Annotated in this window: 25 protein-coding genes, 1 tRNA gene and 1 pseudogene; 13 read left to right on the top strand and 14 right to left on the bottom strand. The window is 52.9% G+C overall.

Annotated elements, in window-relative coordinates; translation table 11 throughout:
* The first annotated feature begins 569 nt into the window (after positions 1-569).
* The 4 genes and pseudogenes from FCN51_RS21655 to FCN51_RS21640 all read left to right on the top strand — a co-directional run.
* Positions 570-1079, top strand: coding sequence for a hypothetical protein (locus FCN51_RS21655; protein WP_019087815.1), 510 nt, complete (start codon positions 570-572; stop codon positions 1077-1079).
* Positions 1076-1495 (top strand): DUF3310 domain-containing protein, encoded by a 420-nt coding sequence (locus FCN51_RS21650; RefSeq protein ID WP_087635490.1) that lies wholly within the window; start codon positions 1076-1078, stop codon positions 1493-1495. The genes FCN51_RS21655 and FCN51_RS21650 overlap by 4 nt, the downstream gene beginning before the upstream one ends.
* Complete coding sequence (locus tag FCN51_RS21645; protein ID WP_160256834.1) at positions 1488-1745, top strand: helix-turn-helix domain-containing protein; 258 nt, start codon at positions 1488-1490, stop codon at positions 1743-1745. The genes FCN51_RS21650 and FCN51_RS21645 overlap by 8 nt, the downstream gene beginning before the upstream one ends.
* Before the next feature lie 53 nt (positions 1746-1798).
* Positions 1799-2686, top strand: a pseudogene (locus tag FCN51_RS21640) (tyrosine-type recombinase/integrase); the annotation flags it as partial.
* 126 nt (positions 2687-2812) lie between these two features.
* On the opposite strand, the gene FCN51_RS21635 reads toward FCN51_RS21640, so the two are convergent.
* Positions 2813-2889 (bottom strand) — tRNA-Arg (locus tag FCN51_RS21635).
* Positions 2890-3009: 120 nt separating this feature from the next.
* Entirely contained in the window at positions 3010-4119 is a 1110-nt protein-coding gene (locus FCN51_RS21630) for an alpha/beta fold hydrolase (protein ID WP_160256833.1), read from the bottom strand.
* Between the two features lie 60 nt (positions 4120-4179).
* On the opposite strand from FCN51_RS21630, the gene FCN51_RS21625 reads away from it, so the two are divergent.
* Together FCN51_RS21625 and FCN51_RS21620 are read left to right on the top strand one after the other, a co-directional pair.
* Positions 4180-4395: a zinc-finger domain-containing protein gene (locus FCN51_RS21625; protein WP_003624380.1), complete on the top strand. Its 216-nt coding sequence runs from the start codon at positions 4180-4182 to the stop codon at positions 4393-4395.
* Between the two features lie 93 nt (positions 4396-4488).
* On the top strand, positions 4489-6681 hold the full coding sequence (locus FCN51_RS21620) for a protein-disulfide reductase DsbD family protein (protein WP_160256832.1): 2193 nt from the start codon (positions 4489-4491) through the stop codon (positions 6679-6681).
* Here the strand turns inward: FCN51_RS21620 and FCN51_RS21615 are convergent.
* The 9 genes from FCN51_RS21615 to FCN51_RS21575 form a co-directional block, all read right to left on the bottom strand.
* Positions 6678-7016 carry a DMT family transporter gene (locus tag FCN51_RS21615; protein WP_003624383.1) on the bottom strand — a complete coding sequence of 113 codons (339 nt, stop codon included), beginning with the start codon at positions 7014-7016 and terminating at the stop codon, positions 6678-6680. The two genes, FCN51_RS21620 and FCN51_RS21615, sit on opposite strands and share 4 nt — an antisense overlap.
* 19 nt (positions 7017-7035) lie before the next feature.
* Complete coding sequence (serS, locus tag FCN51_RS21610; RefSeq protein WP_003629393.1) at positions 7036-8304, bottom strand: serine--tRNA ligase; 1269 nt, start codon at positions 8302-8304, stop codon at positions 7036-7038.
* A gap of 18 nt (positions 8305-8322) precedes the next feature.
* The gene (gene tatC / locus FCN51_RS21605; protein WP_003624388.1) at positions 8323-9138 is read right to left on the bottom strand and encodes a twin-arginine translocase subunit TatC; all 816 of its coding nucleotides are present in this window, start codon (positions 9136-9138) and stop codon (positions 8323-8325) included.
* Positions 9135-9803: a Sec-independent protein translocase protein TatB gene (gene tatB, locus FCN51_RS21600; protein ID WP_160256831.1), complete on the bottom strand. Its 669-nt coding sequence runs from the start codon at positions 9801-9803 to the stop codon at positions 9135-9137. Before tatB ends, tatC begins: the two co-directional genes overlap by 4 nt.
* A 72-nt stretch (positions 9804-9875) precedes the next feature.
* Positions 9876-10742, bottom strand: coding sequence for an SMC-Scp complex subunit ScpB (scpB, locus tag FCN51_RS21595; protein ID WP_160256830.1), 867 nt, complete (start codon positions 10740-10742; stop codon positions 9876-9878).
* Positions 10739-11650 carry a segregation and condensation protein A gene (locus tag FCN51_RS21590; protein WP_160257177.1) on the bottom strand — a complete coding sequence of 304 codons (912 nt, stop codon included), beginning with the start codon at positions 11648-11650 and terminating at the stop codon, positions 10739-10741. The genes scpB and FCN51_RS21590 overlap by 4 nt, the downstream gene beginning before the upstream one ends.
* 20 nt (positions 11651-11670) lie before the next feature.
* On the bottom strand, positions 11671-12669 hold the full coding sequence (locus FCN51_RS21585; protein ID WP_160256829.1) for an SPOR domain-containing protein: 999 nt from the start codon (positions 12667-12669) through the stop codon (positions 11671-11673).
* Entirely contained in the window at positions 12669-14468 is a 1800-nt protein-coding gene (gene argS, locus FCN51_RS21580; protein WP_160256828.1) for an arginine--tRNA ligase, read from the bottom strand. Before argS ends, FCN51_RS21585 begins: the two co-directional genes overlap by 1 nt.
* 47 nt (positions 14469-14515) lie before the next feature.
* Positions 14516-15736 carry a deoxyguanosinetriphosphate triphosphohydrolase gene (locus tag FCN51_RS21575; protein ID WP_003624394.1) on the bottom strand — a complete coding sequence of 407 codons (1221 nt, stop codon included), beginning with the start codon at positions 15734-15736 and terminating at the stop codon, positions 14516-14518.
* A gap of 123 nt (positions 15737-15859) precedes the next feature.
* Between FCN51_RS21575 and FCN51_RS21570 the strand changes: the two genes are divergently transcribed.
* Positions 15860-16228 (top strand): HesB/IscA family protein, encoded by a 369-nt coding sequence (locus FCN51_RS21570; protein ID WP_003624395.1) that lies wholly within the window; start codon positions 15860-15862, stop codon positions 16226-16228.
* Positions 16225-17010: an exodeoxyribonuclease III gene (locus FCN51_RS21565; protein WP_160256827.1), complete on the top strand. Its 786-nt coding sequence runs from the start codon at positions 16225-16227 to the stop codon at positions 17008-17010. The genes FCN51_RS21570 and FCN51_RS21565 overlap by 4 nt, the downstream gene beginning before the upstream one ends.
* Before the next feature lie 95 nt (positions 17011-17105).
* Here the strand turns inward: FCN51_RS21565 and FCN51_RS21560 are convergent, their stop codons facing one another.
* The 3 genes from FCN51_RS21560 to FCN51_RS21550 are packed head-to-tail and all read right to left on the bottom strand — an operon-like array spanning position 17106 to position 20622.
* On the bottom strand, positions 17106-18251 hold the full coding sequence (locus FCN51_RS21560; protein WP_124297262.1) for a glycosyltransferase: 1146 nt from the start codon (positions 18249-18251) through the stop codon (positions 17106-17108).
* A 15-nt stretch (positions 18252-18266) separates the two neighbouring features.
* On the bottom strand, positions 18267-19304 hold the full coding sequence (locus tag FCN51_RS21555; protein WP_160256826.1) for an ELM1/GtrOC1 family putative glycosyltransferase: 1038 nt from the start codon (positions 19302-19304) through the stop codon (positions 18267-18269).
* Positions 19297-20622, bottom strand: a complete 1326-nt coding sequence (locus FCN51_RS21550; RefSeq protein WP_003624403.1) for a lipopolysaccharide biosynthesis protein — start codon at positions 20620-20622, stop codon at positions 19297-19299. Before FCN51_RS21550 ends, FCN51_RS21555 begins: the two co-directional genes overlap by 8 nt.
* A gap of 343 nt (positions 20623-20965) precedes the next feature.
* Here FCN51_RS21550 and pqqA point away from each other — a divergent pair, with 343 nt between their 5' ends.
* The 5 genes from pqqA to pqqE all read left to right on the top strand — a co-directional run bounded on the left by pqqA (position 20966) and on the right by pqqE (position 24170).
* Complete coding sequence (gene pqqA / locus FCN51_RS21545) at positions 20966-21046, top strand: pyrroloquinoline quinone precursor peptide PqqA (protein ID WP_014457297.1); 81 nt, start codon at positions 20966-20968, stop codon at positions 21044-21046.
* A gap of 88 nt (positions 21047-21134) precedes the next feature.
* Entirely contained in the window at positions 21135-22046 is a 912-nt protein-coding gene (gene pqqB, locus FCN51_RS21540; RefSeq protein ID WP_160256825.1) for a pyrroloquinoline quinone biosynthesis protein PqqB, read from the top strand.
* Entirely contained in the window at positions 22043-22783 is a 741-nt protein-coding gene (gene pqqC / locus FCN51_RS21535) for a pyrroloquinoline-quinone synthase PqqC (protein WP_003624408.1), read from the top strand. Before pqqB ends, pqqC begins: the two co-directional genes overlap by 4 nt.
* Before the next feature lie 20 nt (positions 22784-22803).
* The gene (gene pqqD, locus FCN51_RS21530; protein WP_003629377.1) at positions 22804-23079 is read left to right on the top strand and encodes a pyrroloquinoline quinone biosynthesis peptide chaperone PqqD; all 276 of its coding nucleotides are present in this window, start codon (positions 22804-22806) and stop codon (positions 23077-23079) included.
* Positions 23076-24170, top strand: a complete 1095-nt coding sequence (pqqE, locus tag FCN51_RS21525; RefSeq protein WP_160256824.1) for a pyrroloquinoline quinone biosynthesis protein PqqE — start codon at positions 23076-23078, stop codon at positions 24168-24170. Before pqqD ends, pqqE begins: the two co-directional genes overlap by 4 nt.
* The last annotated feature ends 9 nt before the right edge of the window (positions 24171-24179 follow it).

The raw sequence follows: 24179 nt of genomic DNA, 5'->3' as shown, positions 1-24179 counted from the left end.
TGGTTGACGTGGGCATAAGTGACTGCACGCCGCAAGATAGCAACATGACCCAGATTGCAGAGTTCAAATGCAATCGCTGTGGTTGGGAAAGCGGCTGGATATACATGAAGAATGTGACAGCCGTTAAGCGTGGCGTGCCATGTGATGAATGTAATGGGAACAGTGAACATGAATGATAAAAACTGGCCCGACCCAAAGCGCCCCGGCGTGCCATATCGTTATGAAGACCCCCGACTGATTCTAGACCACATCCTTATGCGACGATCAGACAAAGCGTTAGTCAGGGCTCGTTTCCATTGGGATGCGGGGTCTGGGGGAAATTGGCAACTGCGTAATAGTCACTGGATGAGTGCCGCTGATGCAGCTTTGCGTTTCACCTATGTTTGCCCCGTCCTCACCCCCACGCAGATAAACGAAATGCTGGCAGCGGAACGGGAGCGGTGTGCAAGTGTCGTTATTAGTCACGCCATTTCACCATCTCCAATAGATGACCCTCACCCAGACGCAGAATGGCTTAACGGGTGCTTATCATCATGTGTTGTAACAATCCGCAAATTAGGAACCGCCTCATGAGGACGAGAGGCGAGCAGGTTTCTGATATTATTAATGTAATGCGCAACAGTTCATCGGATATTGATGTGGTTTGTGTTGTTAATAAAGTAATTACAGAAGCAGAGCAGCGTGGCTACGAACGCGCACAGGCAGAATGTGCGGCTGATACGCGGCGGTTGGATTGGTTGGATAAGGTGGAAAGAGAAGAAACAGGAAATATCCGCCTTTATGCCACTTTGCGTGAGGATTGGGTTCTTCTCACAGATGGGGATGTTTCTCGCATGGGCGACGGGGAAACGGTTCGTGAAGCCATTGATGCCGCTATGGGGGTCTGGGAAATGACTGATGCACGCATTGATGCGGCCACAAAAGCTCATATCGTACCACACAACATTCCACCCGACCGCATGCGAGTGGCAAAGATCACTCTGCGCTGCTGGAAAGGTGGCGCGATCTCTGATGAAGATGCAATCGGTATGATTGTTTGTGCTGTTGCTCAACCACCAACCAAAGAGGCAACCCTATGAATGCCATAGCCCCCGACCACTACAAAACAGAAAATGGTCTGCAAGTCTGGGATGTGACCCGCTATATGTCCGGCAACATGGCGCAGGCGTTCCAGTATGTTTACCGCGCTGGGCATAAGGGTAGCGAGGTTGAGGATCTTCGGAAGGCTGTGGCTTTTCTAGAGGATTGGTATGGTCACAATGACGCGCCGATTATGGGGAATATATATCGGAATCTTGCACAACACGAAGCACCTTTGCGTGGTCTCTTGTGGTCAGCCGGAGAATGGAAGCGACCAATACTTAATGCGACTTGGTACATGGATTACTTTGGGGATGCTATTTATGGGGAAGAAGCTCGACATTATGCCTATCCCCAGATGATGGAGAAGTTAAAAGCCCGCATTACAACACTAGAAGGAGGCGGGAATGGGTGAGACGCTCGCTCCTGTACGGCGCAGGGTTATGAGGGCCAGTGAAGCCGCTGAGTATTTGGGAATATCAGAAACCCATTTCAGAATGCTGGCAAGAAATGAAATACCAGCGGTTCAGATAAGCCAGAACAGAAAGGTCTGGCTTATTGATGATCTTGATTCCTACCTATCTGCCAAAGCTGGCCGTTCTGTCTCTCCGCATAACGGCAATGAATGGGATAGCCTGTGCCGCCGTTTAACCTCAAATTCGTAAAAATATACCGGGATAGGCACGGGAAGACACGTTATTACTTTCGCAAAAAGGGAATGAAGAGCGTCCGGCTTCCAGACATGCTGGATGCATCATTCCTATCTGCCTATCATTCCGCTCTTTCAGGCGAAGAAAGAATAGAGCCCCGTTCCGAAAGAACTAAAAGCCATTCTCTGGATCATCTCATTGTGTTGTGGATAAAGTCCAACCACTTTGGGAGGCTGGAAGACAGCACCAAGGCTGTATATATGCGCCTGCTAAACCGCATCCGTGAAAGCGAAGCGCGGCATGGCGATGCTGTTACAATGCAGCAGAAGCATATACGAATTCTGGTTTCACACTTCGGAACTGCCCCTACAACAGCGCAACGCATCCTGCGGCTCTTGGGGCAGCTAATGCAATTCGCCATTTCTCTGGGGTGGAGAGATGATGATCCAACGCTAGGAATAAAGATAAAGCGCCAGAAAAGCGAAGGTATCCATTCATGGACAGAGAAAGAGATAGCTCAGTTTGAGAGGAGATGGCCGTCCGGCTCAATCCAGAGGCTGGCGCTCTACCTCATGCTATACACCGGGCAGCGGCGCAGTGATGTAGTCACTATGGGACCAGCAGATATTTCTCAGGGAGCCATTCACCTCAAGCAGAAAAAAACAAAGACTGAACTGGTACTCCCTCTGCATACAGCGCTTCTGCACGAGCTTAATCAGTGGAGCGGCACGGGACAGACGTTTCTGGAAGCTGCCAAGGGGAGCCCTTATACGGCAAACGGCTTCTACAACGTATTCAAGTCATGGTGCCGGGAAGCTGAATTACCAGAAAACTGCTCACCTCACGGATTGCGAAAGGCTGCTGCAAGGCGGCTAGCTGAGGCCGGATGCTCTGCGCATCAGATTGCCGCCATCACTGGACACAAAAGATTGACTGATGTTGCCCATTATACACGAGCGGCTGAGCAGAGAAAAATGGCAGAAGACGCGATGTCAATGCTTGGGGGAAAGTGTCTAACCGCAACAGACGAAGTGTCTAACCTTGACGAAAAACGGCAGAAAACTGCGGAAAAAGACAATTCTTGGTGGACCCGGCGCGATTCGAACGCGCGACCTTTGCCTTCGGAGGGCAACGCTCTATCCAGCTGAGCTACGGGTCCGTGCGCCTTCCCTAACGCAATTCAGGGGTATTTGCCAAGCCTCTATCTGCATTATCCCGATAACTTCAACAGATAGAGTTTTACTCCGTATTCCGTCACCGCCATTCTGGGCACATAGATTTAACGCGCCAAACCATCAAACCATGAGGCCGGAAACCACTTGCCCTCCGGTTTTGCCGGGTTTTGCGCCTGCCATGTGCTGGCAGCTACATCTCCACCCGATGGCAAAAAACTGTCTGGTTGCGTAATCCAGATAAGCATGTCCTGCATCACCTGTTTGCCGTTTTTATCACGCAGCAACAAATGGTGGCCGCCGGAAATCAGATCCAGCCGCGTACCTTTGGGCAAGGTTTCCCATACCTTGGCCATTGCCTTGGAAGGCACAAGTTGGTCTTTATCTCCATACACACAAAGCAGCGGCCCTTTAATTTGTGGCGCGGCGGCAGCAGCCTGCTTCATCAAGCTCACCAAGCCACGTAAGGCCTCTAGCTGAGTAGCCCTTAGAGTAAGTGGGTCAAAATACAGGCGCAAAAGGGCGGCCGGATTATCACTTGCCACCACATGCACCGGCAGTTCCCGCCCTGTTACCAAATGGTGCGGAAAGAGCGTTGCCAGAACATCCAGCGGAATATCTGCCCCTAGGCCCAGATTCCATACAGCAGGGGCTAGCAGCAATGTGCCCGCAACCGATGGTGCATCTGCGGCAGACATCAGCAGCATGAGAATAGCGCCCCCCATACTTTCACCCGTGAGGTAAAGCGGTATTTGCGGGTTTTCTTGCTGAAGAATGGCTATTTCTTCACGCACATCCTGCACCATGCGGTCTGAACCCGCCCATTCTCCACGCTTTGGAGCCTCCCCAAACCCCCGTTGATCTGGCGCGACTACAGTTATGCCCTGCCCGGCAAAAAATGGTGCAGGTTGCTCCCACGCATCACGGCTATCATTAAATCCATGTAGCGCCAGCAATATGCCCCGAGGCTGCCCTTGCGCCTTCCAGACACGAGCCGGAATGGCTGCACCATCAGACAGTGTGAACATACGGTCAGGCGGCACAAGCTGAGCGGCTGCCGCAAAACGTGATGGAGGCTTGGGGGGATCAGGGAGTTTCACACTGCATCCTGTCAAACTCAAAAACACAACCAGTAACGCGCAACTGTATCGTCCATATCTGCTCACGCGCATGGGAAGATAAGAAAGGTGCAAAACCATAGCCCACACAGCTATCATGCACACAACCAGCACATGTTCTTCATTTGGGCATCATAGCAAAAAGGGAATACCACACCTATGTTGATACAGCCTGCCAACCCTGTGCCACACCCCAAACTGGGGCATGTTGAAACCATTATGGTGGATAAACGCAAAATTGCCTGCGATGGCGGTTTAGGAGCACTTGGGCATCCGCGCGTATGGCTGAAAATTGGCGGCCATCAAACCGTATGTCCCTATTGTTCACGTCTGTTTGTTCTACAACCTGATGCTGAAGCTCTAGCAGAACACTAACTGCTTTTTCTGCACCCTGATCTTCAACAACATCAGCTTACAATTACAGGCGAATTTGGCTTATGCTGCGCGCTCCTTACCGCAGAATGCACCATGAGTTTGCCTGTTATGCCCTTTTCGCGTCTTACTGCCTTTAATCTGTCTTCTGCTCCTGCCCCGGTGCAGGCAAAAGGCAACAGGCGTGGCCTTGCAGGCTGGCTGGCTCTTTCTGTTGCCATTTTGGCGGCGCCTTTTGTTTTCTCACATCCTTCAATCGCAGCAGAAAGCCCGCAGGTTAAAACCGGCCATAGCATTGCAAGCCTGATAACCTTCTCTGATACAGTTGAAGCTGATAGCCCCTTGCGCATTGCCTTACGGCTTCAGCTTCAACAGGGCTGGCACACATACTGGCAAAATCCGGGAGATGCGGGAGACCCTCCAGCTATCACCATAAAAGCTGATGGTGCATTGCAAGGCAGCACGCAAACCATCCAGTGGCCGGTGCCGCAGCGTATTCCCGATTCCTCACTTATGTCTTACGCCTATACTGGCGATGTAATCCTGCCTCTGGAACTTCCTCTTCAACCAGCAGATCAGAAATCAGACAAGGTCAACATCAAGGCGCATGCAAGCTGGTTAGTGTGTGAGCATGTCTGTGTACCCGAAGAAGCTGATCTTGCGCTCATATTGGATAAAGGCATCCCAGCGCCTTCTGCTCAAGCCCCTTTGTTTGAGCAAACATTACAGCATATGGCTGTGCCCTCACCCTATACGGCAACCTTTTCCTCCAATGGTGTTTTACAGCTCACAGGGAAAGATCTCAGCCCCACATCCGTATCCGATGCTTGGTTTATGCCAGAGCAACAGGGACAGATTACCGAAGCCGCCGCGCAAAAACCCACCATTAGCGATGGCTCTGTAACGCTGCATCTTAAGCCGACTACAGATTTTTCTGCACTGCGGTCTTTATCTGGAATTGTGGTTTTAAAGGACAAAGCTGGCACAGAGCGCGCCCTGCAAATTCATGCCAACCCCGGCACAGTTACCGATACATCAGAAAATACACTTTCCGCTTCCACCGGGTTTATGCAGCAAATGCTGTTTGCCTTTATAGGCGGCCTTATCCTGAACCTAATGCCTTGTGTGTTCCCTATTCTGGCCATGAAAGCTTTGGCCATTACCCGGCTCGGACATGCAGTAAGACGAGAACAAATTTTGAGCGCAGCATGTTACGCTGCTGGGGTTATTGGTAGTTTTACACTATTGGGCGCCACCATGATGGCTGCTCGCCTGACTGGTGCAGCAACAGGCTGGGGCTTTCAGTTTCAATCTCCCCTTTTTGTGGGAATGATCTGCTGGCTGCTTTTTGCCATGGCCCTGAACCTTCTGGGAGTGTTTTCTTTTTCGGCCGTATCCATCAACAGTGCACCACATACACGCCACAGCTTGTGGAACGATGTTTTAACAGGTGTGCTTGCTGTTGTTGTGGCCTCACCCTGCACAGCACCCTTTATGGGAGTGGCTATTGCTGGGGCTCTGTCTGGCCCTCCCATTGCCGGTCTTACTGTTTTTGCGGCACTCGGGTTGGGTTTGGCCCTGCCCTATCTGTTGATTGCAACCTTCCCCTCCTGCGCCAGAATTCTGCCACGTCCTGGCGCATGGATGGTCTATTTGCGCCAATTTCTGGCATTTCCTCTACTGGCATCCTGCGTATGGTTGCTATGGGTTGCCACGCTGGAAGGTGGTGCTTCCATAGTGGTCTTGCTTGGGGCCGGCATGGTGTTGTTGGGATTGGCCGCATGGGTGCATGGTTTAACCCAAACACATCAGAACACATTATCGGATCACAAACGCTTTGCCTTGCATGGTTTGGCACTATTGGCATTGCTGGGCGCATTATCTCTGCTGCCTGTATTACGGCAGCAAGCAGCAATTCCATCTTCTCCCCAAGGCATGACCTTGCCCGAAGGAGTAGAAGCTTTTTCCACCGCGCGGCTACAAACCCTACATGACAGCGGCAAAGGCGTATTTGTGGATATGACAGCTGCGTGGTGCATTACCTGTCTGGTAAACGAGCGCGTAGCGTTAGATGTGCCAGACGTGCGCGAGGCCTTTAAAACCCAGAATGTCACCCTGCTGCGCGGAGACTGGACAACGCACGATGCCGCTATTACAGCTTTCCTACGCCAACATGGGCGCGATGGTGTGCCTTTTTACCTGTTTATTCCGGCTAACGGGGCGCCCATAACGCTGCCGCAGGTGCTCACACCAGGGTTGGTTATTAAAACCATAAATTCCACACGTTAATGTTGTATGGAACCTGAAAACAGATTGATAACCAACACCCCAACCATAATAAGGCCAATGCCAATAAGGGCTGGTGTATCCAGCATTTGCTTGAAAAATAAAGCACCAATGCCAGAAACAAGCACAATGCCCACCCCGCTCCAGATGGCATACACAATGCCCGTTGGAATGGTTTTGAGCGGGATAGACAGAAAGTAAAAGGCACATCCATACGCTGCCAGACTGGCAACAGCGTATCCCCAGCGCGCAAACCCATGTGAGGCTGTGAGCAAGGATGTGCCGATAACTTCAGATACAATGGCAATCGCCAAGTATAAGGAAGGTTTGGAAACCATTGTATCTAAGCCCTACTTCTTAGCTGATTTTTTCAATGCCCCCCATATATGGGCGCAGAACATCCGGTACGGTTACAGAGCCATCTTCATTCTGATAGTTTTCCATAACCGCAATAAGGGTACGGCCTACAGCAAGGCCAGAACCATTTAACGTATGCACAAAAGCAGGTGCAGCACCGGCCTGCGGGCGATAACGGGCGTTCATACGGCGCGCCTGAAAATCCCGCGTATTGGAGCACGAAGAAATTTCCCGCCAAGCATCCTGCCCCGGCAGCCATGCTTCCAGATCAAAGGTTTTAGCAGCGCCAAACCCGGTATCACCAGCACATAGCAGCACGCGGCGATACGGAATGTTCAACTTTTCCAGCACCTTTTCCGCACAGCGCGTCATGCGCTCATGCTCGGCATCGCTTTCTTCTGGCGTGGTTACGGAAACCATTTCCACTTTTTCAAACTGATGCTGGCGGAGCATTCCACGCACATCTCGCCCAGCAGCACCAGCCTCGCTCCGGAAGCACTGGCTCAGTGCTGTCATACGCAGCGGCAATGCCGATGCCTCCAGAATATCCCCAGAAACAGAAGCTGTAAGCGGCACCTCTGCTGTGGGAATAAGCCAGCGGCCATCTTCCGTACGGAAAGATTGATCTGCAAATTTTGGCAACTTGTCTGTTCCGTACATGGCATCATCATTCACCATGACGGGCACCTGCGTTTCCGTATATCCGTGCTCGGTAACGTGCAGATCCAGCATGAACTGGCCCAAAGCACGCGCCAAACGTGCAATACCACCACGCAACACCACAAAACGTGAGCCAGAAAGCTTGGCTGCTGTTGCAAAATCCATCTGCTTCAGCGTTTCACCCAGCTCAAAATGCTGCTTGGGTGTAAACGTAAAGGTAGGTTTTGTACCCCATTCATGCTGCACCACGTTGGCGCTTTCATCCGGGCCTTCTGGCACGGTGGCATCCAAACGGTTTGGCAGGTTGGCCAAAAGTGCTGTGCTTTCGCGCCCCAGCACATTTACCTGTTCTTCCAACGCTTCCATTTCTGCGCGCAGGGCCAAGCCTTCGGCTTCCAGATCACTGCTATCGCCACCATTGCGCTTTAGTGCGCCAATTTCACGCGCCAGCGCTTTGCGGCGCCCCTGCTTTTCCTGCAACACGGTCTGGGCCTGGCGGCGTTCTTCATCCCATGCCAGCAATTTGGCAGAAACAGGCTCCACCCCACGGCGGGCAAGATCGGCATCAAAAGCAGCGGGATCAGCCCGCAGGGCGCGAATATCATGCATGGGTTAGGGAACCTCCTGCTAGGTGTTGGATGTATCTTCCGCTTGGCTGGCCTTAAACTTAGGCTCGACCAAGCGCGCGCAGATAATGGAAATTTCGTAAAGTAAGACCAACGGCACGGCCAGACCGATCTGGGTAATGACATCTGGCGGCATCAGAATAGCGGCGATAACAAAAGCGCCCACAATGGCGTAGCGACGAAACCGGCGGAGCATATCTGCCGTAACAATGCCCACACGCGCCAGAAGCGTAAGCACCACTGGCAGTTCAAACGCCACGCCAAAGGCCATGATCAGTTTCATGACCAGTGAAAGATATTCGGAAACCTTGGCTTGCAGCTCTATCTGCACACCATCATGCCCAGCGCCTGCGGTCTGGAACGACAGGAAGAAACGCCATGCGATGGGGAAAATAAAGTAATAAGCCAGCGATGCCCCAACCAGAAACAGAATGGGCGTTGCAATTAAAAACGGTGCAAAAGCACGCTTTTCTGACCGGTAAAGGCCGGGGGCTATAAAAATCCAGGCCTGCATGGCCACAACGGGAAAAGACAGAAAAGCTGCACCAAAAAACGCCACACGAATGTATGTGAAAAATGCCTCATACAGTGCAGTGTAAATGAGATGCGGCTGTTCACCCTGCTGGCGCATAATTTCACCCAACGGGCGCGCCAGAAACAGATAGATATCACCTGCGTAGTGGTAACACAGCGCAAAACACAGAATAAAAGCCGCTCCTGCCCATAACAAACGGCGGCGCAATTCTAGCAGATGTTCGATCAACGGCATTGGCTGATCGTGAATAGGATCTTCCCCCACGGTTTCGTTTTCGTTCATGGTTGATGATCCATTATCTGCTGTTCTGGCTCAGCCCCTTTTGGCGGCTCTGGCTGTATATCCACGTCTTGCTGCCATGCCGGCCTGCTTGGGCCAGCCACACGCCCCAACCTTTCACCCGGCGCCACACTGCGCCCACCATGCATGACGCGCACTGGCGGCAAAAATGCCGGAGGGTGCAAGCGTTCCTGCTCCTTCAAAATGCGGCGCACAATATTGGGCGGCAGTTCTGGCGGGGCACTGGCAATATCTTCATCGGTTACAGTAGGCTCATACGTGCTGGGCACATAAACAGAAGCATTGGTGGCACTTGGTGTGCTGGAAACGGGCATATCCAATGCACGAGGGCCTGCGGGAATATGCTTTTCAGCAATTTGTGGTGGCGGAGCGAAGGAACTGCTTAACGTGCCATCGGAATCAATCGCCTTCATGATCCGATTACGTACGTTGAGATTTTTGAGGTCTCGAACCTGATCGCGCACTTCTGTCAGATCGGCTTCACGCACCATTTCATCAACGTGAGACTGAAATTCCCCCGCCAGTTTGCGTGCCTTTTTTACAGCCCTTGCCAGCCCACGAATGGCCACGGGCAAATCCTTCGGGCCGATCACGACCAGAGCCACGGCGCCAATCAGCGCGATTTCAGACCAGGCAAAATCAAACATGGGCAGTTCCGTTGCTGCACGCACCGCACGGGAAAAACAAAAATGCCCGCGCAACCAGATGCAGAGTATCTATCATGAGCCTTCTGACGCGGAAACATGCGGTTTTCTGCTTTCTTCCGCAACTTCTGGCGTTTTCTCGGCCTGCATATCTGTATTTTCGGCAGCCGAGGCCAATCCAGCATCAGTTTGTAGTGCACTCTCTAACTGTGCATCCATGCCTGATATATCGGATGTGTGTTCTGCCTGATCAGCAACCTCTTCTGCACCATTTACAAAAGTGATTTCTGTTTGTGGGCGCCCCATTGCCCCTGCGTTTTCCGGCACTTCCACCAGCAGTTCTTCCCGGCGCGGCAGATCAGCCAAAGAACGTAAGCTGAAGTGACGCAAAAAATCCTGCGTTGTGCCCCACAATACCGGCCGCCCCGGCACTTCCTTGCGCCCTTTGGGCATAATAAGCGCTGATTCTATCAGCGTATCCAGCACATTTTGCCCAAGGCTTACACCGCGTATTTCTTCTATCTGCACGCGTGTGCAGGGCTGGTGGTAAGCAATAATCGCCAGTGTTTCCATAACTGCGCGTGAAAAACGGCGGGGCCGCTCCAGCACGCGCGTAAGGGCTGGCGCCAAGTCTGGCGCTGTCCGAAACTGCCACCCTCCGGCTATTTCAACAGGCATCACACCCCGCCCCTCGTAACGTTGCACAAGAGCTTGCAAAACAGACGTTACAAAGACAGCCAGATTATCCACTCCATCTGGCACAAGCTGGCGCAATTCCAGCAGCTCCGCCAACCGGCGCGCACTTACAGGTTCGGTAGACGCAAAAATAAGCGCTTCAGCCAAGCGCAAAGCTTCTTCTGAAACCATAGTGTTTTCAGGCTGAACTACCTTAATAGCCTCTGCACTTTCAGAAGCAGCATTATCCGCTATGTGCGTGGTCATGAATTTTGCACTTCTTCTGTGGCAAGTGCGTTTTCAGCACTATCTGGCTCATGCGTTTCTTCATGCGGACGTAGCATAATCTGCCCAAACACCTCTTCCTGCCGCAATTCTAGCCGTCCACTTTTTGCCAGTTCCAGACCAGCAATCAATGTGCCTGCCACAGCAGCACGCCGTTGGCGCACCGCATCCACCCCTTCGGCCTGTTCGGGCAGAACATCGGGCAAAAACGCATCCAGACTGCTCCAGCCGGGAGGCGTTTCTCCTAACAAGCGAGTCAGCCTGCTTAAGGCATCTTGCACTGTCCAAAACCGTAACGTGCGTGGCGCATAAATACGCTTGCGGGCATTACGCCGCATGGCCGCCATATAGGCCCGCATAAGCTGCGACATATCTAGCGCCAAACCAGAGCGGTCTATTTCCACCAGATCTTCTGCCACACCACGGGCAAACACATCGCGCCCCAATCTGGGCCTGTCATCTAGCCAACGGGCCAGTTCACCCATGCAGGCAAGCTCTATCAGCCGTTCCTGCAAGAGTTCCGCAGCTTCTTCACCCTCCACGGCAAGTTCATCATCCGGAGGGAGCAGCAGGCGCGACTTAAGCCACGCTAGCCATGCCGCCATAACCAGCCAGTCTGCGGCCAGTTCCAGCCGAACCCGACGGGCATTTTCTACAACCGCAAGATATTGTTCTACCAGTTGCAGAATGGAAATACGCGCCAGATCGACCTTTTGCGCCCGCGCCAGATCGAGCAGAAGATCCATTGGACCCTCAAACCCATCCAGACGCAACAGCGGCACACGCGGCGCCTGCTCTGCCTGTGCATCGGCATGAGCAGACAGTGCGCCAGTTGCCTCTACTGGGCCTGACGCACCTTCAATATCTGCCTGCGTGTATCCTGCTTCCATTCTGCCAGACCAGTTGCAACTTACTGCCGCACGACCATGCATGCCATACCGCGTTCTCGCACGGCAGAGCAGAATTCACGTGCAGTTGCCACAGAAGCAAAGCCCTTTACGCGCAAGCGATAGAACGTGGCGTTATTCTGCTCCGTCCGCACAAAGGAAGGCGTGCTATCTCCGAACAAGGTGGGATAACGAGATTTCAGGCGCGACCACTCTTTACGCGCTTCATCTTCGTTCTGGACCGCAGCCAACTGCACCTGATACTTCCCGCCCTCTACACCACCATGTGGCACAGTGGATGCTTTTGTATCAGCCGGTGCCGCTTTACTTGCCACAGCAGTATCCTTGACGGGAGCTGGAGTTGCTGGCTTTGGTTTCGGGCTGCTTTCGGCTGATTGCGCAGCCGCAGCGGCATCCCCTTCCTCGCCGCCGGTAGAAGCTTCGGTTTCTTCCTGCGCAGAAGTGCTTTGTGCATCTGCCGGAGGCGCTGCTGCGGATGCCTGTTGATCTGCTGGTTGCCCTGCACCTGCTCCTTCAGCGCCGGTTACCGGAGCGGGTGCTCCCTCCGGTTTACCAGAATCTCCTTCACCCTGCGCACCATATTGGGCTGCCAGAGCTTCTGGGTTAGGTTTTTCCGGGGCAGGAACAGGATGCGCCTTTGCATCACCATCTTCATCCGGTATGGCAACAGAATCAAGCTGCATCCCACCCGGATCAACCGGCTTTGTACGCATGGAAACCGGTGGCGGCCCCATAATGGGAATACCATGCTGATGGTGCCCCACCAGTGCCCAACCACCAATACCCAACACCAGCAAACCACCCAGACCAGCAGCCCCATAAACCAGACGCCGCGTGCCCGTATCACTGCTTAAAAAGCGGGTCAGCACGTTTTCGGTTGGGCGGCCACCTACGGCTGCTGGTCGCGTAGGTGCCGGATCTTCGTAATCCATGCTCATGCGCTCACGCGCACGGCTGATTCTGTCATCCGCTGAAAATTTGGGTCGGTCTTCATCACTCATCAGCGCATTTCCTCCACGGGTTCCACACCCATGACTGCAAGACCAGAGCGGATAACCACCGCTGTAGCTGCAACAAGGGCCAGACGCGCACGGGTGGCCTCTACAGCATCAGGCTGGAGGAAGCGCAAAGAGGCATCATCCCGGCCACGATTCCAGAGGGCATGAAAATCACCCGCCACATCAGCAAGGTAGAAGGCCACACGATGGGGTTCCCGCGCAAGCGCTGCGGCTTCCACCATACGCGGCCATTCTGCCAGACGACGGATAAGCGCCATTTCCGCATCAGATGTCAGAGATTCGAGCGATGCTGAGGCCAAAGCGGCATCATCAGTCTCACCATACGCGGCGGCTTCTGCTGCGGCCCGCAACACGGAGCGGCAGCGGGCATGAGCATACTGCACATAAAAGACCGGGTTATCACGCTGCTGCGCCACAACCAGATCAAGATCGAACTCCATCTGGGCGTCGCTCTTACGGGTAAGCATGGTAAAACGCACCGCATCACGCCCGACTTCATCAATCAGATCACGCAGCGTGACAAACGTGCCGGCCCGTTTGGACATTTTAACAGGCTGTCCATCACGCAGAATATGCACAATCTGGCACAGCACCACTTCAAGCGGCACCGTATCGCCCGTAATGGCCTTAACGGCGGCCTTCATCCGTTTGACATAGCCACCGTGATCAGCGCCCCAGACGTCAATCATCATCTGCGCGCCACGGGCTACCTTGTCTGCATGGTAGCCAATATCGTTGGCAAAGTAGGTATTGGTGCCATCAGACTTGCGCAGCGGACGATCAACATCATCCCCAAACTGAGTGGAACGGAACAGAAGCTGCTCGCGCTCTTCCCAATCTTCCGGCAGCTTGCCTTTGGGGGGCTCCAGCACGCCTTCATACAACAGGCCGTGCTGTTCCAGCTTGCTGATAGCCGCATCTGTTACGCCACGGCGCAGCACTTCGGCTTCTGATGTGAACACATCATGATGCACGCCAAGGGCTGCCAAATCTTCCTTGATAGCCGTGAGCATATGCGTCACGGCAAAACCACGCACTGTTTCCAGCCATGTGGCTTCTGGCGCAGGCAGAGGGCTTCCATCGGCGTCGGTTTCTGTCAGCTTGTTTCCGTATTCCGCAGCCAGTTCCATACCTACGGGAATAAGGTATTCCCCTTGATATTGCAGGCCACCCGGTGCCAGCACAGAAAAATCATCCTGCGTCATTTTGGTGCCAAGGGCTTGCAGGTAACGCCAGTAGGCTGCCCATGCCAGCGCCCTTACCTGCGCACCGGCATCATTAATGTAAAATTCCTTGGTAACGGCAAAGCCGGCCTTGGCCATAAGGTTGGCAAGGGCATCCCCCACCACAGCGCCACGGCAATGCCCAACATGCATTGGCCCGGTTGGGTTGGCGGAAACATATTCCACATTCACCCGTAAGCCCTTGCCTGCCTGAGATGCCCCATAGGCTTCACCCGCATTCAGCACTGCAGGCAAAATGCCGCGCATGACATCAGGCTTGAGCGTAATGTTCACAAACCCCGGCCCTGCAGCGGCTACCGAGGCAACTCCTTCTACCTTTTGCAGGGCGGTTACCAGATCAGCCGCAATATCTGCCGGTTTACGGCGTGCCACCTTGGCCAGCAGCAGAGCGGCATTGGTTGCCATATCTCCGTGCGAAGGATCTCGCGTTGGGGTCAGTTCCACGCGGGCCAGCGTTTCTTCCGGCACATTGGGCAGCAGTTCCTGCACAATGGCCAGAACATGTTGACGGTAACGCTGAAACACACAGTCAGACATAAAACACTTAACCCCGTAATAGTAAGAAAGCGCTGAAAGCGCGTTTATCAGCCTGCAACAGACAGGTCAGTCAACCGTCTATGTTCTTCCATGGCGTAGCGATCTGTCATGGAAGCCACATAATCCGCCACCACACGCCGTAACCCTGTGGCATCTTTTCCCTCTGCCTCACGCTGCCATTCAGCCGGCAACAGAGATGGCGACTCCGTAAGCGTATCAAAAAGCTCCGCCGTAACGTGCCGTGCCTTATGCGTCATACGGTTTACACGCCAATGGCGATACAGGTGCGCAAACAGAAACTTGCGGATACCTTTGTTGGCTTGGGCCATGGGTTCATGAAACGCCACAACCGGGCCTGGTGCTGCACGTATATCCTCCACATTTCGGGGCGCCAGATCCTGCAGGCGTTCACGCGTGCAGATCAGCACATCCGTCACCAGCTTATGAATAACGCGGCGCACCATTTCATGCCGGATACGCTGTAAGGTCCGCTTATCCTGAGAAGGCAGATCAGCCGCGGCCTTCCGCACTTCAAACAGTTCTTCCCCCACCACTGGTACATCCACCAGATCATCCAGCGAGAGCAGGCCTGACTTCACGCCATCGTCCAGATCATGCCCGTGATAGGCAATGTCATCTGCCAGCGCTGCCACCTGTGCCTCGGCTGAGGCGTATGTGGAAAGTTCCAGCGGGAACAGTGCATCCAGTTCCAATAACCGTGCCGATGGACGTTTGACCGGCCCATTATGCTTGGCCAACCCTTCCAACGTTTCCCATGTCAGATTCAATCCATCAAACGCCAGATAGCGGCGTTCCTTTAACATCACCTGACGAAGGGCCTGCGTGTTATGGTCAAACCCGCCCCATTCCTGCATGTGGGCCGCCAGTGCATCTTCCCCCGCATGCCCAAAAGGTGTGTGCCCCAGATCATGCGCCAGAGCGACGGCTTCTGTCAGATCTTCATCCAGCTTTAAAAACCGGGCCATGGAGCGGGCCACCTGAGCCACTTCCAAGGAATGCGTCAGACGCGTGCGGAAGAAATCTCCCTCATGGTTCACAAACACCTGCGTTTTATATTGCAGGCGGCGAAAGCCTGACGAATGGATGACTCTATCCCGATCACGCTGCCACGGTGAACGTGTCAGAGATTCCGGCTCATCATAAAGGCGGCGCGCCCGGCCTTCTCCCGGTTGAACGGCATAGGGCATCAGATCCCTGCATTCTGTCGTGTCTGGCACTCCTGCGGTTTCCTTTGCTGCACGGTCCACCAGCGTGTTGCCGGTATCTAATCCGAATGAAGCTTATAGGAGTTTAGAATATTCCGCCAAAGTTGACTATTCTTGGCATCTTGCCCCTTCAAACCAGAAGGCACGCAAGCTATTTAAGAGAGTATGACACAGCCAACACCCTTTTCCGTTTCGGAATCTGCAGCAAACCGCATTGCCAGCGTGATTGCTAAAAAGCAGGCAACTGCCGCACCAGAAAAACCAGCACCTGTTGCCATGCGGGTATCTGTAGAAGCTGGAGGGTGTAACGGCTTTCAGTATCTCTTCACGCTTATTCCTGAGGCTGATATTGCAGCCGATGATACACGCATAGAAAGAAACGGTGCGCTGGTGGTCGTGGACCCAGCCAGCATGGATTTGCTGGCCGGTGCTGAGCTTGATTTTGCAGACAAGCTGATGGGCGCACATTTTGCAGTAAACAACCCCAATGCAGCGTCTTCCTGCGGCTGTGGCACAAGCTTTTCTGTGGCATGAAACTCGCAACTTGGAATGTAAACTCCGTCCGGCAACGTTTGGATCTGGTTCTGGATTGGCTGAAGCGCGAACAGCCAGATGTGCTGATGATGCAGGAAATCAAGTGCGAGACGGATCAGTTCCCCAAAGCTGCGTTTGAGGATGCTGGTTATGGTTGCGCCGTAGTGGGGCAGAAATCCTACAACGGGGTTGCCACCCTTGTGCGCGGAGATTTTAGCGTAACAACAGACCACCTCCCCGGCTTTTCAGACCCGGCCGCGCGGTATGTAGAAGTGCGCACCCAAGGTATGGTGCTGGGCAATCTGTATCTGCCCAATGGCAATTCGGGCGGAGAACAGGGCTATGCTACCAAGCTTGAGTTCCTGAATGCCCTTACAGCCCGCGCACGCCTTTTGCTGGCGGAAGAAACAGATTTTGCTTTGGCGGGTGACTACAATATCTGCCCTGCCCCCATAGATTGCGCCCCGGGGGCCCTGGGCCCAGAAGATGCGCTCGTACGCCCGCAAAGCCGGGCCGCGTACCGTCGCTTGCTATGGTTGGGGCTGACAGATGCCTTGCGGGCATTACACCCAACAGGCGCAGCTTATACCTTCTGGGATTATCAGGCCCGCGCGTGGGAAAGAGATTGCGGGCTGCGGATTGACCACATGCTGCTTTCTCCTCGCCTAGCAGAGCGCCTGCAAACTGCTGAACCTGATAGAAATGAACGCGCAATGCCGCGCCCATCTGACCATGTGCCATTTATTGTAACTTTAAAAGCTTCAGCAAAACCGCCTGTTTAAGAACTTCAAAAAGCCCCGGGACAATTCCAGATTGCACCGGGGTTAAACATGCTTGATGAAATGATCAGGCGGTGTTTACTGCACAAAAGCCCCTATCAAACCGCTGGCGGAGGTGTTTGAAAATCTGCGGCTTTTCCTGCTTTGATAGCCTGTGCAATCAGCTTCCACCTTCTATACACCAAACATGGATGCTGGAAATGATAGTAAACGCTCTGCTTGTTTTTAAAAACAATCTTCGACAAAAAATATAAAATGATGTTTGCATTATAAATATACTTATTTTTTACAAATTTTTTCTCAATATAAACACGGTTTCGAATAGAGAAATAAGTGCGCGAAAAATTTTCTTCTTCACGCAACCAGTGCTGTAATGCGGAATCATTAACCTGCCATGAAAGTTCCAGATCTTTCAGAACACTGTTCTGACATGCCCAAATTTGCCCTCCGTTTTCTGTAATCCGCAGGGTAAAATCATAATCATCAAAATAAAGAAAAAGCCGAGCATCCGGCAGCCCTACTTTTTGAATCCAACTTTTATGGAACCAGAAACCACCATAAGCCGACATCTGCATTTGCAAACACTTCAACCCATCTTTCTGCCAAACCTTTGCTTTTTGTTTGCGCAGCAATGTTTGCATAGAAAAGCCAAAAAATGAGTTTTTTGTAATGCCGTGAAACTTACAGGTTTTGAAAAGTTTTTTATATGTTGTTTTATCTTCTCTAAAACTGCTCAGGCATATCTGCGTATTTGCACCCATGCCTCTCCATGCTTTGGCAAGCGCCGTAAGAGAATCTGGTTCAGGCCTGTTATCATCATCCAGCACCCAGATATGCTGGGTATCTTCACGCGCCGCAGCGGCTTGAATAGCCGCATGAAAACCACCGGCAGACCCAGTGTTGGTTGCCAAACGCACAATGGTGAGACGATCTTTACCAAATATTTCTGGTAATCTGGCAATTTCTGCCGCCACACTTTTTTCCGTGCCGTTATCTATAACAACAGCATGCCCGGTACCTGCGCCAAAAACACCCTCTAAAACCTGATTTAGAAATGAAACGCGGTTACCATACGTCACAATAGCTGCGCATGTTCCCTGTAGAACTGCCTGCGTATTCTGCTCAAGAGTATCGTGCATGCACATGTCTGCCTGTCGTGAAATGCCGTTATAAGTCGTCAGCCGAAACAAACTTCCCAATGGCAGAAACCATAAGCGTGGCAAACATTGCCACACGCCCCGCATATCTAATGCTGGGGCTTATCTGGCAATAAACAAAGGCAGTTTCATGATACTTGCATAACATTTTTGCATATCATCATCCCGCCGGGATGCATCTGGCTGCCATTTCAACATCTCAGCAGAAGCCTGTGGTGTTACCAAATGGATATAATTCTGCTCGGCCAAAGTGGCATGCCATTTACCAAAGCATGTCCCGCTCCCCAGCCAACCACGACGCACGAGCCCGTTGCGGATATTTTGTAGCCCCCACCGATCTACACTGGCTTGCAAACGTGTCATGAAGCTGTGCTTGGGCCGTAATGGAAACAGCCATACAGGCGCGCCTGTGCGGCACGCATCAGCCAACATGGACGCACTGTCTCCGGTTACAACAAACCGGTTGGCTTCCTGCAAAAACTTCTGGAACGGGTTAACGCCTTTACGGAATATATAAATCTGCATCGGAATGGTTTTGCTTATATCTTCCAACCATCCTTCAGCCTCAACAGGGGTTCTTGGGCTGGTAATTACATGCAAAGGCTCATGATGTGCTTGTGCCAGTTCGTGGCTAAAGCGTAGCAGTTTATACGTATCCTGCTTATCCAGCAAAAACTGCCGCGATGGTGCACCATACAAAACAACAGTGCCACCATGCCGCCTTGTTGGGTCTATTTGTGGGATAGATGTCTGGCTTTTATGCGCACCGTTTAAGGGAAATCTTAAGCGCAAGACGTTGGGCGCTATCGGATAATCATCCTGCGGCAAAAGAATTATCAGATCCAAATCTGCTGCAGGCACATGGCTCGGACGCCCAAGCTGCACAATGGCGGGCGTGTTTTTACAACGCGCACGCAATGCCAATGCGGCCTGCACTGCGTTACCAAAAGACAAAATCAACCTAAGGTTTTGGGTATCCGGGATCTGCTCAGGTAAGCCGAAATCAGTCTGAAGCGGAATAATCTGGCACGGTAACCCAAGCATATCTGCCAAAGCCCGGCACTGCGCCATTTCACCAGCACGGTGGGTATCCAGTATCCATACCTCAGATGTATCAGGAACCGGAGCAGCCTCAGCCATTGCCTCTTCCAAAATCCTGCTTTCGGCTCATCAACAGGTAAGGTACCAAACGAGTCAGGAAGATCACCAACTCACCTATCAACGTTGCCAAACCTGCCCCCGTCATCCCCAACCCTGAAGTTAGGAAATACAGCAAAGGCAGTGTCACGCACATTGTAAACAACCGCCCCAGCAAAATCTGATGGGCGCGGTTGAGAGAAACCAGCAAGGGCTCCAGCGGCACATCCCACAAATCCAGAATGGCGGTTAATGTCATCAGCAGCAAAAGTGTGCGAGTGCCAGACCAAGGCACAGTCAGCAGCACATGCAACAACCAAGGCCCCAGCACAAACACAATAGCCAGCACCGCGGCCGAGAACACACCGAGCACTTGCAGAATACGGTGCGTAACCTGCCGAATGGATGCCCAGTCTCGCTTATCTTTCAGAGCTACCAATTCTGGATACAAGGCCGGTGTCATCATCTGTGCCGGGCGGGCCAGACCATCAGAAATCTGCCATGTCACGTTGTAAATGGCCGCACTCTGTGGCCCAAGAACGGCACCTACAATCATCACCGTTAAGCGGGAAGAAAGCCGTGCGAGTGCCTGATTGATGCTGACAGAAAAAATAAAGCGCCAGATGCCTTTGATAGGGCTTACCCAAGGCACACCAAATATACGGAAATTCTGCAAACTATCGGAACGCAAAAGCAGATACGCGCCCATTCCGTAATTGATAAAGAATGATGCTACCGTCGAAATATACCAGATCACCAAAAAGCTGGTGAAAGACCAATGCCAGAATAGCCCGGCAAGACTGCCTACCAGACGGATCAGCCCGCTTCCGCTATCTGCCAGCACAGAAAGTTCGTACCGATCTAGCAGCCGCATCACGCCCATGGCACCGCCTGCGTTCATGAAGAGGATCACAGTCATGTACCAGAACGGCGTGGCAGAAGAGGCATTTCCCCAGCCCAAAAGATTCCCGAACCATTCACACAACAGCAGGGCAAGCCCCATACCTGCCACGGCCCCTATGCCATCTAGCAACATGCAATGGCGTAAGAGCATCTGGAACGGATGCCTGTCTCCATTACGGTACAGGCTGCTTCCGTATTGCAGCAAAGGTTGCCAAGACTGAAACCGCAACCCTGCCGAACAGGACAGAACAAAGGAATTGATAAGCAGCAGAACACCGTAATCCTGCAAGCCCAATGCGCGTGCGGAAACAGCGGTGGTTATAAGTGACAAAACGGCGCAAAACCCGCGCCCCCCCAGAATATACCCGGTATTGCGAAAGACACGGACAAACAGCGCCTTAACCTGACTACTCATCATGCGTGTGTCTTACCCCAACCGCGTATCTGGTCACTCATCTGTTTCCTCCCCAGCATCGTTACCCCGCTGGGCTAAAGCCTTGCTTATGTGGGCTGCTTTAGAAGACTCCGCCAGCCAAGACAAATCTTGCACAGATTTTGTGCGGTTGCGGTGTACAGCCCCACTTTTATTCACAGTTGCGTGAAAATAGACCCTCTACCCGCCTGTTTGGAGGGTAAAACACTTGCGTGATAGTCATTTTTCATCACACTGCAAGGCGCAAAAGCGGCTTTTTCCTGCGGATCTTTATCTCAAGAACCTGTAGGAAACGGCCCTGTTTCAACTCAATCAAGGAGACAGGCTCATGGCTTGGACTGCACCAAAAGTAACCGAAATTCCGTTGGGCGCTGAAATCAACAGCTACGTTTGCGGCCAGAAGAAATAAGTCAGGGTTATACCCAGCTTAGCCGCCAGCCATTACCGGTGTGAACGCCGGTTTTGCACTGGCGGCTTTTTTATTTAGATGTGTTGTTATGCTTGAGATTGTTGTTCTTGGTGCAGGTGCAGGTGGCGGTTTTCCGCAATGGAATTCTAACGCCCCCGCTTGCCGCCGCGCCCGTGCGGGAGACCCCGCAGCCCCTTCCCGCACTCAGGCCTCCATTGCTGTAAGCGGAGATGGCCTGCACTGGTATGTGCTCAATGCCTCACCCGATCTGCGCACCCAGATCAACCAGACACCGGATATGTTCCCGCGTGAGGGGCTGCGCTCCACCCCCATTTCCGGCGTTGTGCTCACAAGTGGGGAAATCGATGCCATTACGGGCTTATTAACCCTGCGGGAACGGCAGCATTTTAATCTGTATGCCACACAGCCTGTGCTCGATCAGCTCAACGCAAACCCTATTTTTAATGCATTGGATCGCACGATTGTGCCGCGCCATGCCATGCAGCCAGAACACCCTATTCCTTTAGTGCCTGCCGGATTTAGCATCACGCCGTTTATTGTGCCGGGCAAAGTGCCCCTTTACGCAGAAAAGGCTGAAAACCCTGCTGAAATCATGAGCAATGGGGAAAACATTGGGCTGGAAATAACGGACGGCCACGCCCGCGCCCTGTTTATTCCCGGCTGCGCGATGATGACGGATGACCTACGCAACCGCATAAACGGCGCAGATGTTGTGTTTTTTGATGGCACGTTGTGGACGGATGATGAAATGATCCGTGCCGGGCTTGGCAGCAAAACTGGCCACCGCATGGGCCATATGTCCATTGCAGATGAGCCAGATGGCACCATTGCCGCCTTCCGCCTCTTGCATGTGAAACGTAAAATTCTCATCCACATCAACAATTCCAACCCTATTCTGCTGGCCGATTCACCAGAACGTCGTGCCGTAGAGCAAGCCGGATGGGATGTTGCATTTGATGGAATGAAAGTCTCGCTATGACCAACCAACTGCTCACCCCGGATGAACTGGAAAAAGCCCTGCGTGCCATAGGCGCAGAACGTTACCATAACCTGCACCCTTTCCACCGTGCGCTGCATGACGGCAAACTGAACAAGGGGCAGGTTCAGGCATGGGCACTGAACAGATATTACTATCAGGCCAGCATTCCCGCTAAAGATGCCTCTCTCCTTGCGCGCCTTCCCACTGCCGAACTGCGGCGTGAATGGCGGCGGCGTCTAGAAGACCATGATGGCACAGAACCAGGTTCTGGTGGTGTGGCGCGTTGGCTGAAGCTGACAGATGGGCTTGGGCTGGACCGTGCGTATGTAGAATCACTCGAAGGCCTGCTGCCCGGCACACGGTTTGCTGTAGAAGCCTATGTGCATTTTGTGCGTGAACGCTCTGTGCTGGAAGCCATTGCATCTTCCCTGACAGAACTGTTCTCCCCCACCATTATCAGCGAACGTGTTTCGGGCATGTTGCGCAACTATGCCTTCATTACCGAAGAAACACTGGCTTACTTTAAGCCACGCCTCACTCAGGCCCCGCAAGATTCTGCCTTTGCTCTGGCTTATGTAAAGCAACACGCCCGTACGGTTGAACAACAGCAGAGTGTGCTCAACGCGTTAAAGTTTAAATGTGGGGTGTTGTGGTCCATGCTGGATGCGTTGGATTACGCTTATGTCACGCCCGCACGTATTCCCCCAGGCGCTTTCCGCCCAGAAACTGCGGCATAAGCCAAATAGCTGATACTTCAATGATTTCTGAAAACAGTATCCTCCGCTTTGCCCGGGGCACACGCTTGCAACATGACCGCGTGCGAGATGTATGGTTCATTCAAGCGCCTGAACGCGCCTTTCATGCAGACCCTATTGCTGTTGAAGTGCTGCAACTTATAGATGGCACCCGCAATGTGGGGGGCATACTGGATCTACTTTGCCAGAAATTTGCCGCCCCACGGGACATTATCGCACAGGATGTGCTGACCCTTTTACGGGATCTGGCCACCAAACAGGTTTTGCAAGCCATATGAGTGCTCCGCCGCCCCCCATGAGCTTGCTTGCAGAGCTCACGCACCGCTGTCCTCTGCAATGCCCTTACTGCTCTAACCCCTTGCAACTGGAACCACGCACACAAGAACTTGGCACTGAGGACTGGAAGCGTGTGCTGAGTGAAGCTGCTGAAATGGGCGTATTGCAGGTTCACTTTTCTGGTGGTGAGCCTATGGCGCGGCCAGATCTGCCTGAGCTTGTGGCTCATGCAGCCAAGGCAGGATTATACAGCAATCTGATCACCTCCGGCGTGCTGCTCAATGCCAAAAACCTGCAAGAACTGGCTGATGCTGGGTTAGACCACATTCAGCTTTCCTTTCAGGATGCCGAAGCTGAGAGCGCAGACCATATTGCCCACATGACGGGTGCCCACGCCAAAAAGCTTGAAGCCGCACAGCTTATTAAAACCGAAGGTCTGCCCCTTACCCTTAACTTTGTTATCCATCGGCAAAATTGTGAACGTGTGCCTGCCATGCTGGCCTTGGCTGAACAGCTAGGGGCCAGACGCGTAGAAATTGCACATACGCAGTATTATGGCTGGGGGCTGCTCAACCGTAATGCATTATTGCCCAGCCGCGCTCAGGTAGAAGAGACAGAAAAGGTGGTTGCAGAAGCACGCGCGCGCCTTTCTGGCCGCATGAGCATAGATTTTGTAACACCGGATTATTATGCTGACAGGCCCAAACCCTGCATGGGCGGGTGGGGCCAGCGCTTTCTAAACGTTTCTCCCGCAGGCAAGGTGCTGCCATGCCACGCGGCAGAAAGTATTCCGGGCGTTCAGATGCCTTCTGTTGCGGAAGAAGCTCTCGCTAACATTTGGGAAAATGCACCGCTATTCCGCTTGTTCCGCGGCACAGACTGGATGCCCGAACCATGTCAGTCTTGCGCATTCAAGGAAGATGACTGGGGCGGATGCCGCTGCCAAGCTTTGGCCCTGGCAGGAGACGCTACGGCAACTGACCCCGTATGCCACCGTGCCCCGGAACATGATCTTATTACCCAAGCCATAACCGAACGGCCAGAAACCCCGCCACCTTTCCATTACAGGCGCTATGGCAACGCCAAAGTGTAAGGCGGATAA

It is taken from the genome of Acetobacter pasteurianus (genome assembly GCF_009914215.2).
Taxonomy (GTDB): Bacteria; Pseudomonadota; Alphaproteobacteria; order Acetobacterales; family Acetobacteraceae; genus Acetobacter; species Acetobacter pasteurianus.
The sequence above is the reverse complement of the archived record's forward strand: the minus strand, read 5'-3'. Positions and strand labels throughout refer to the sequence as shown.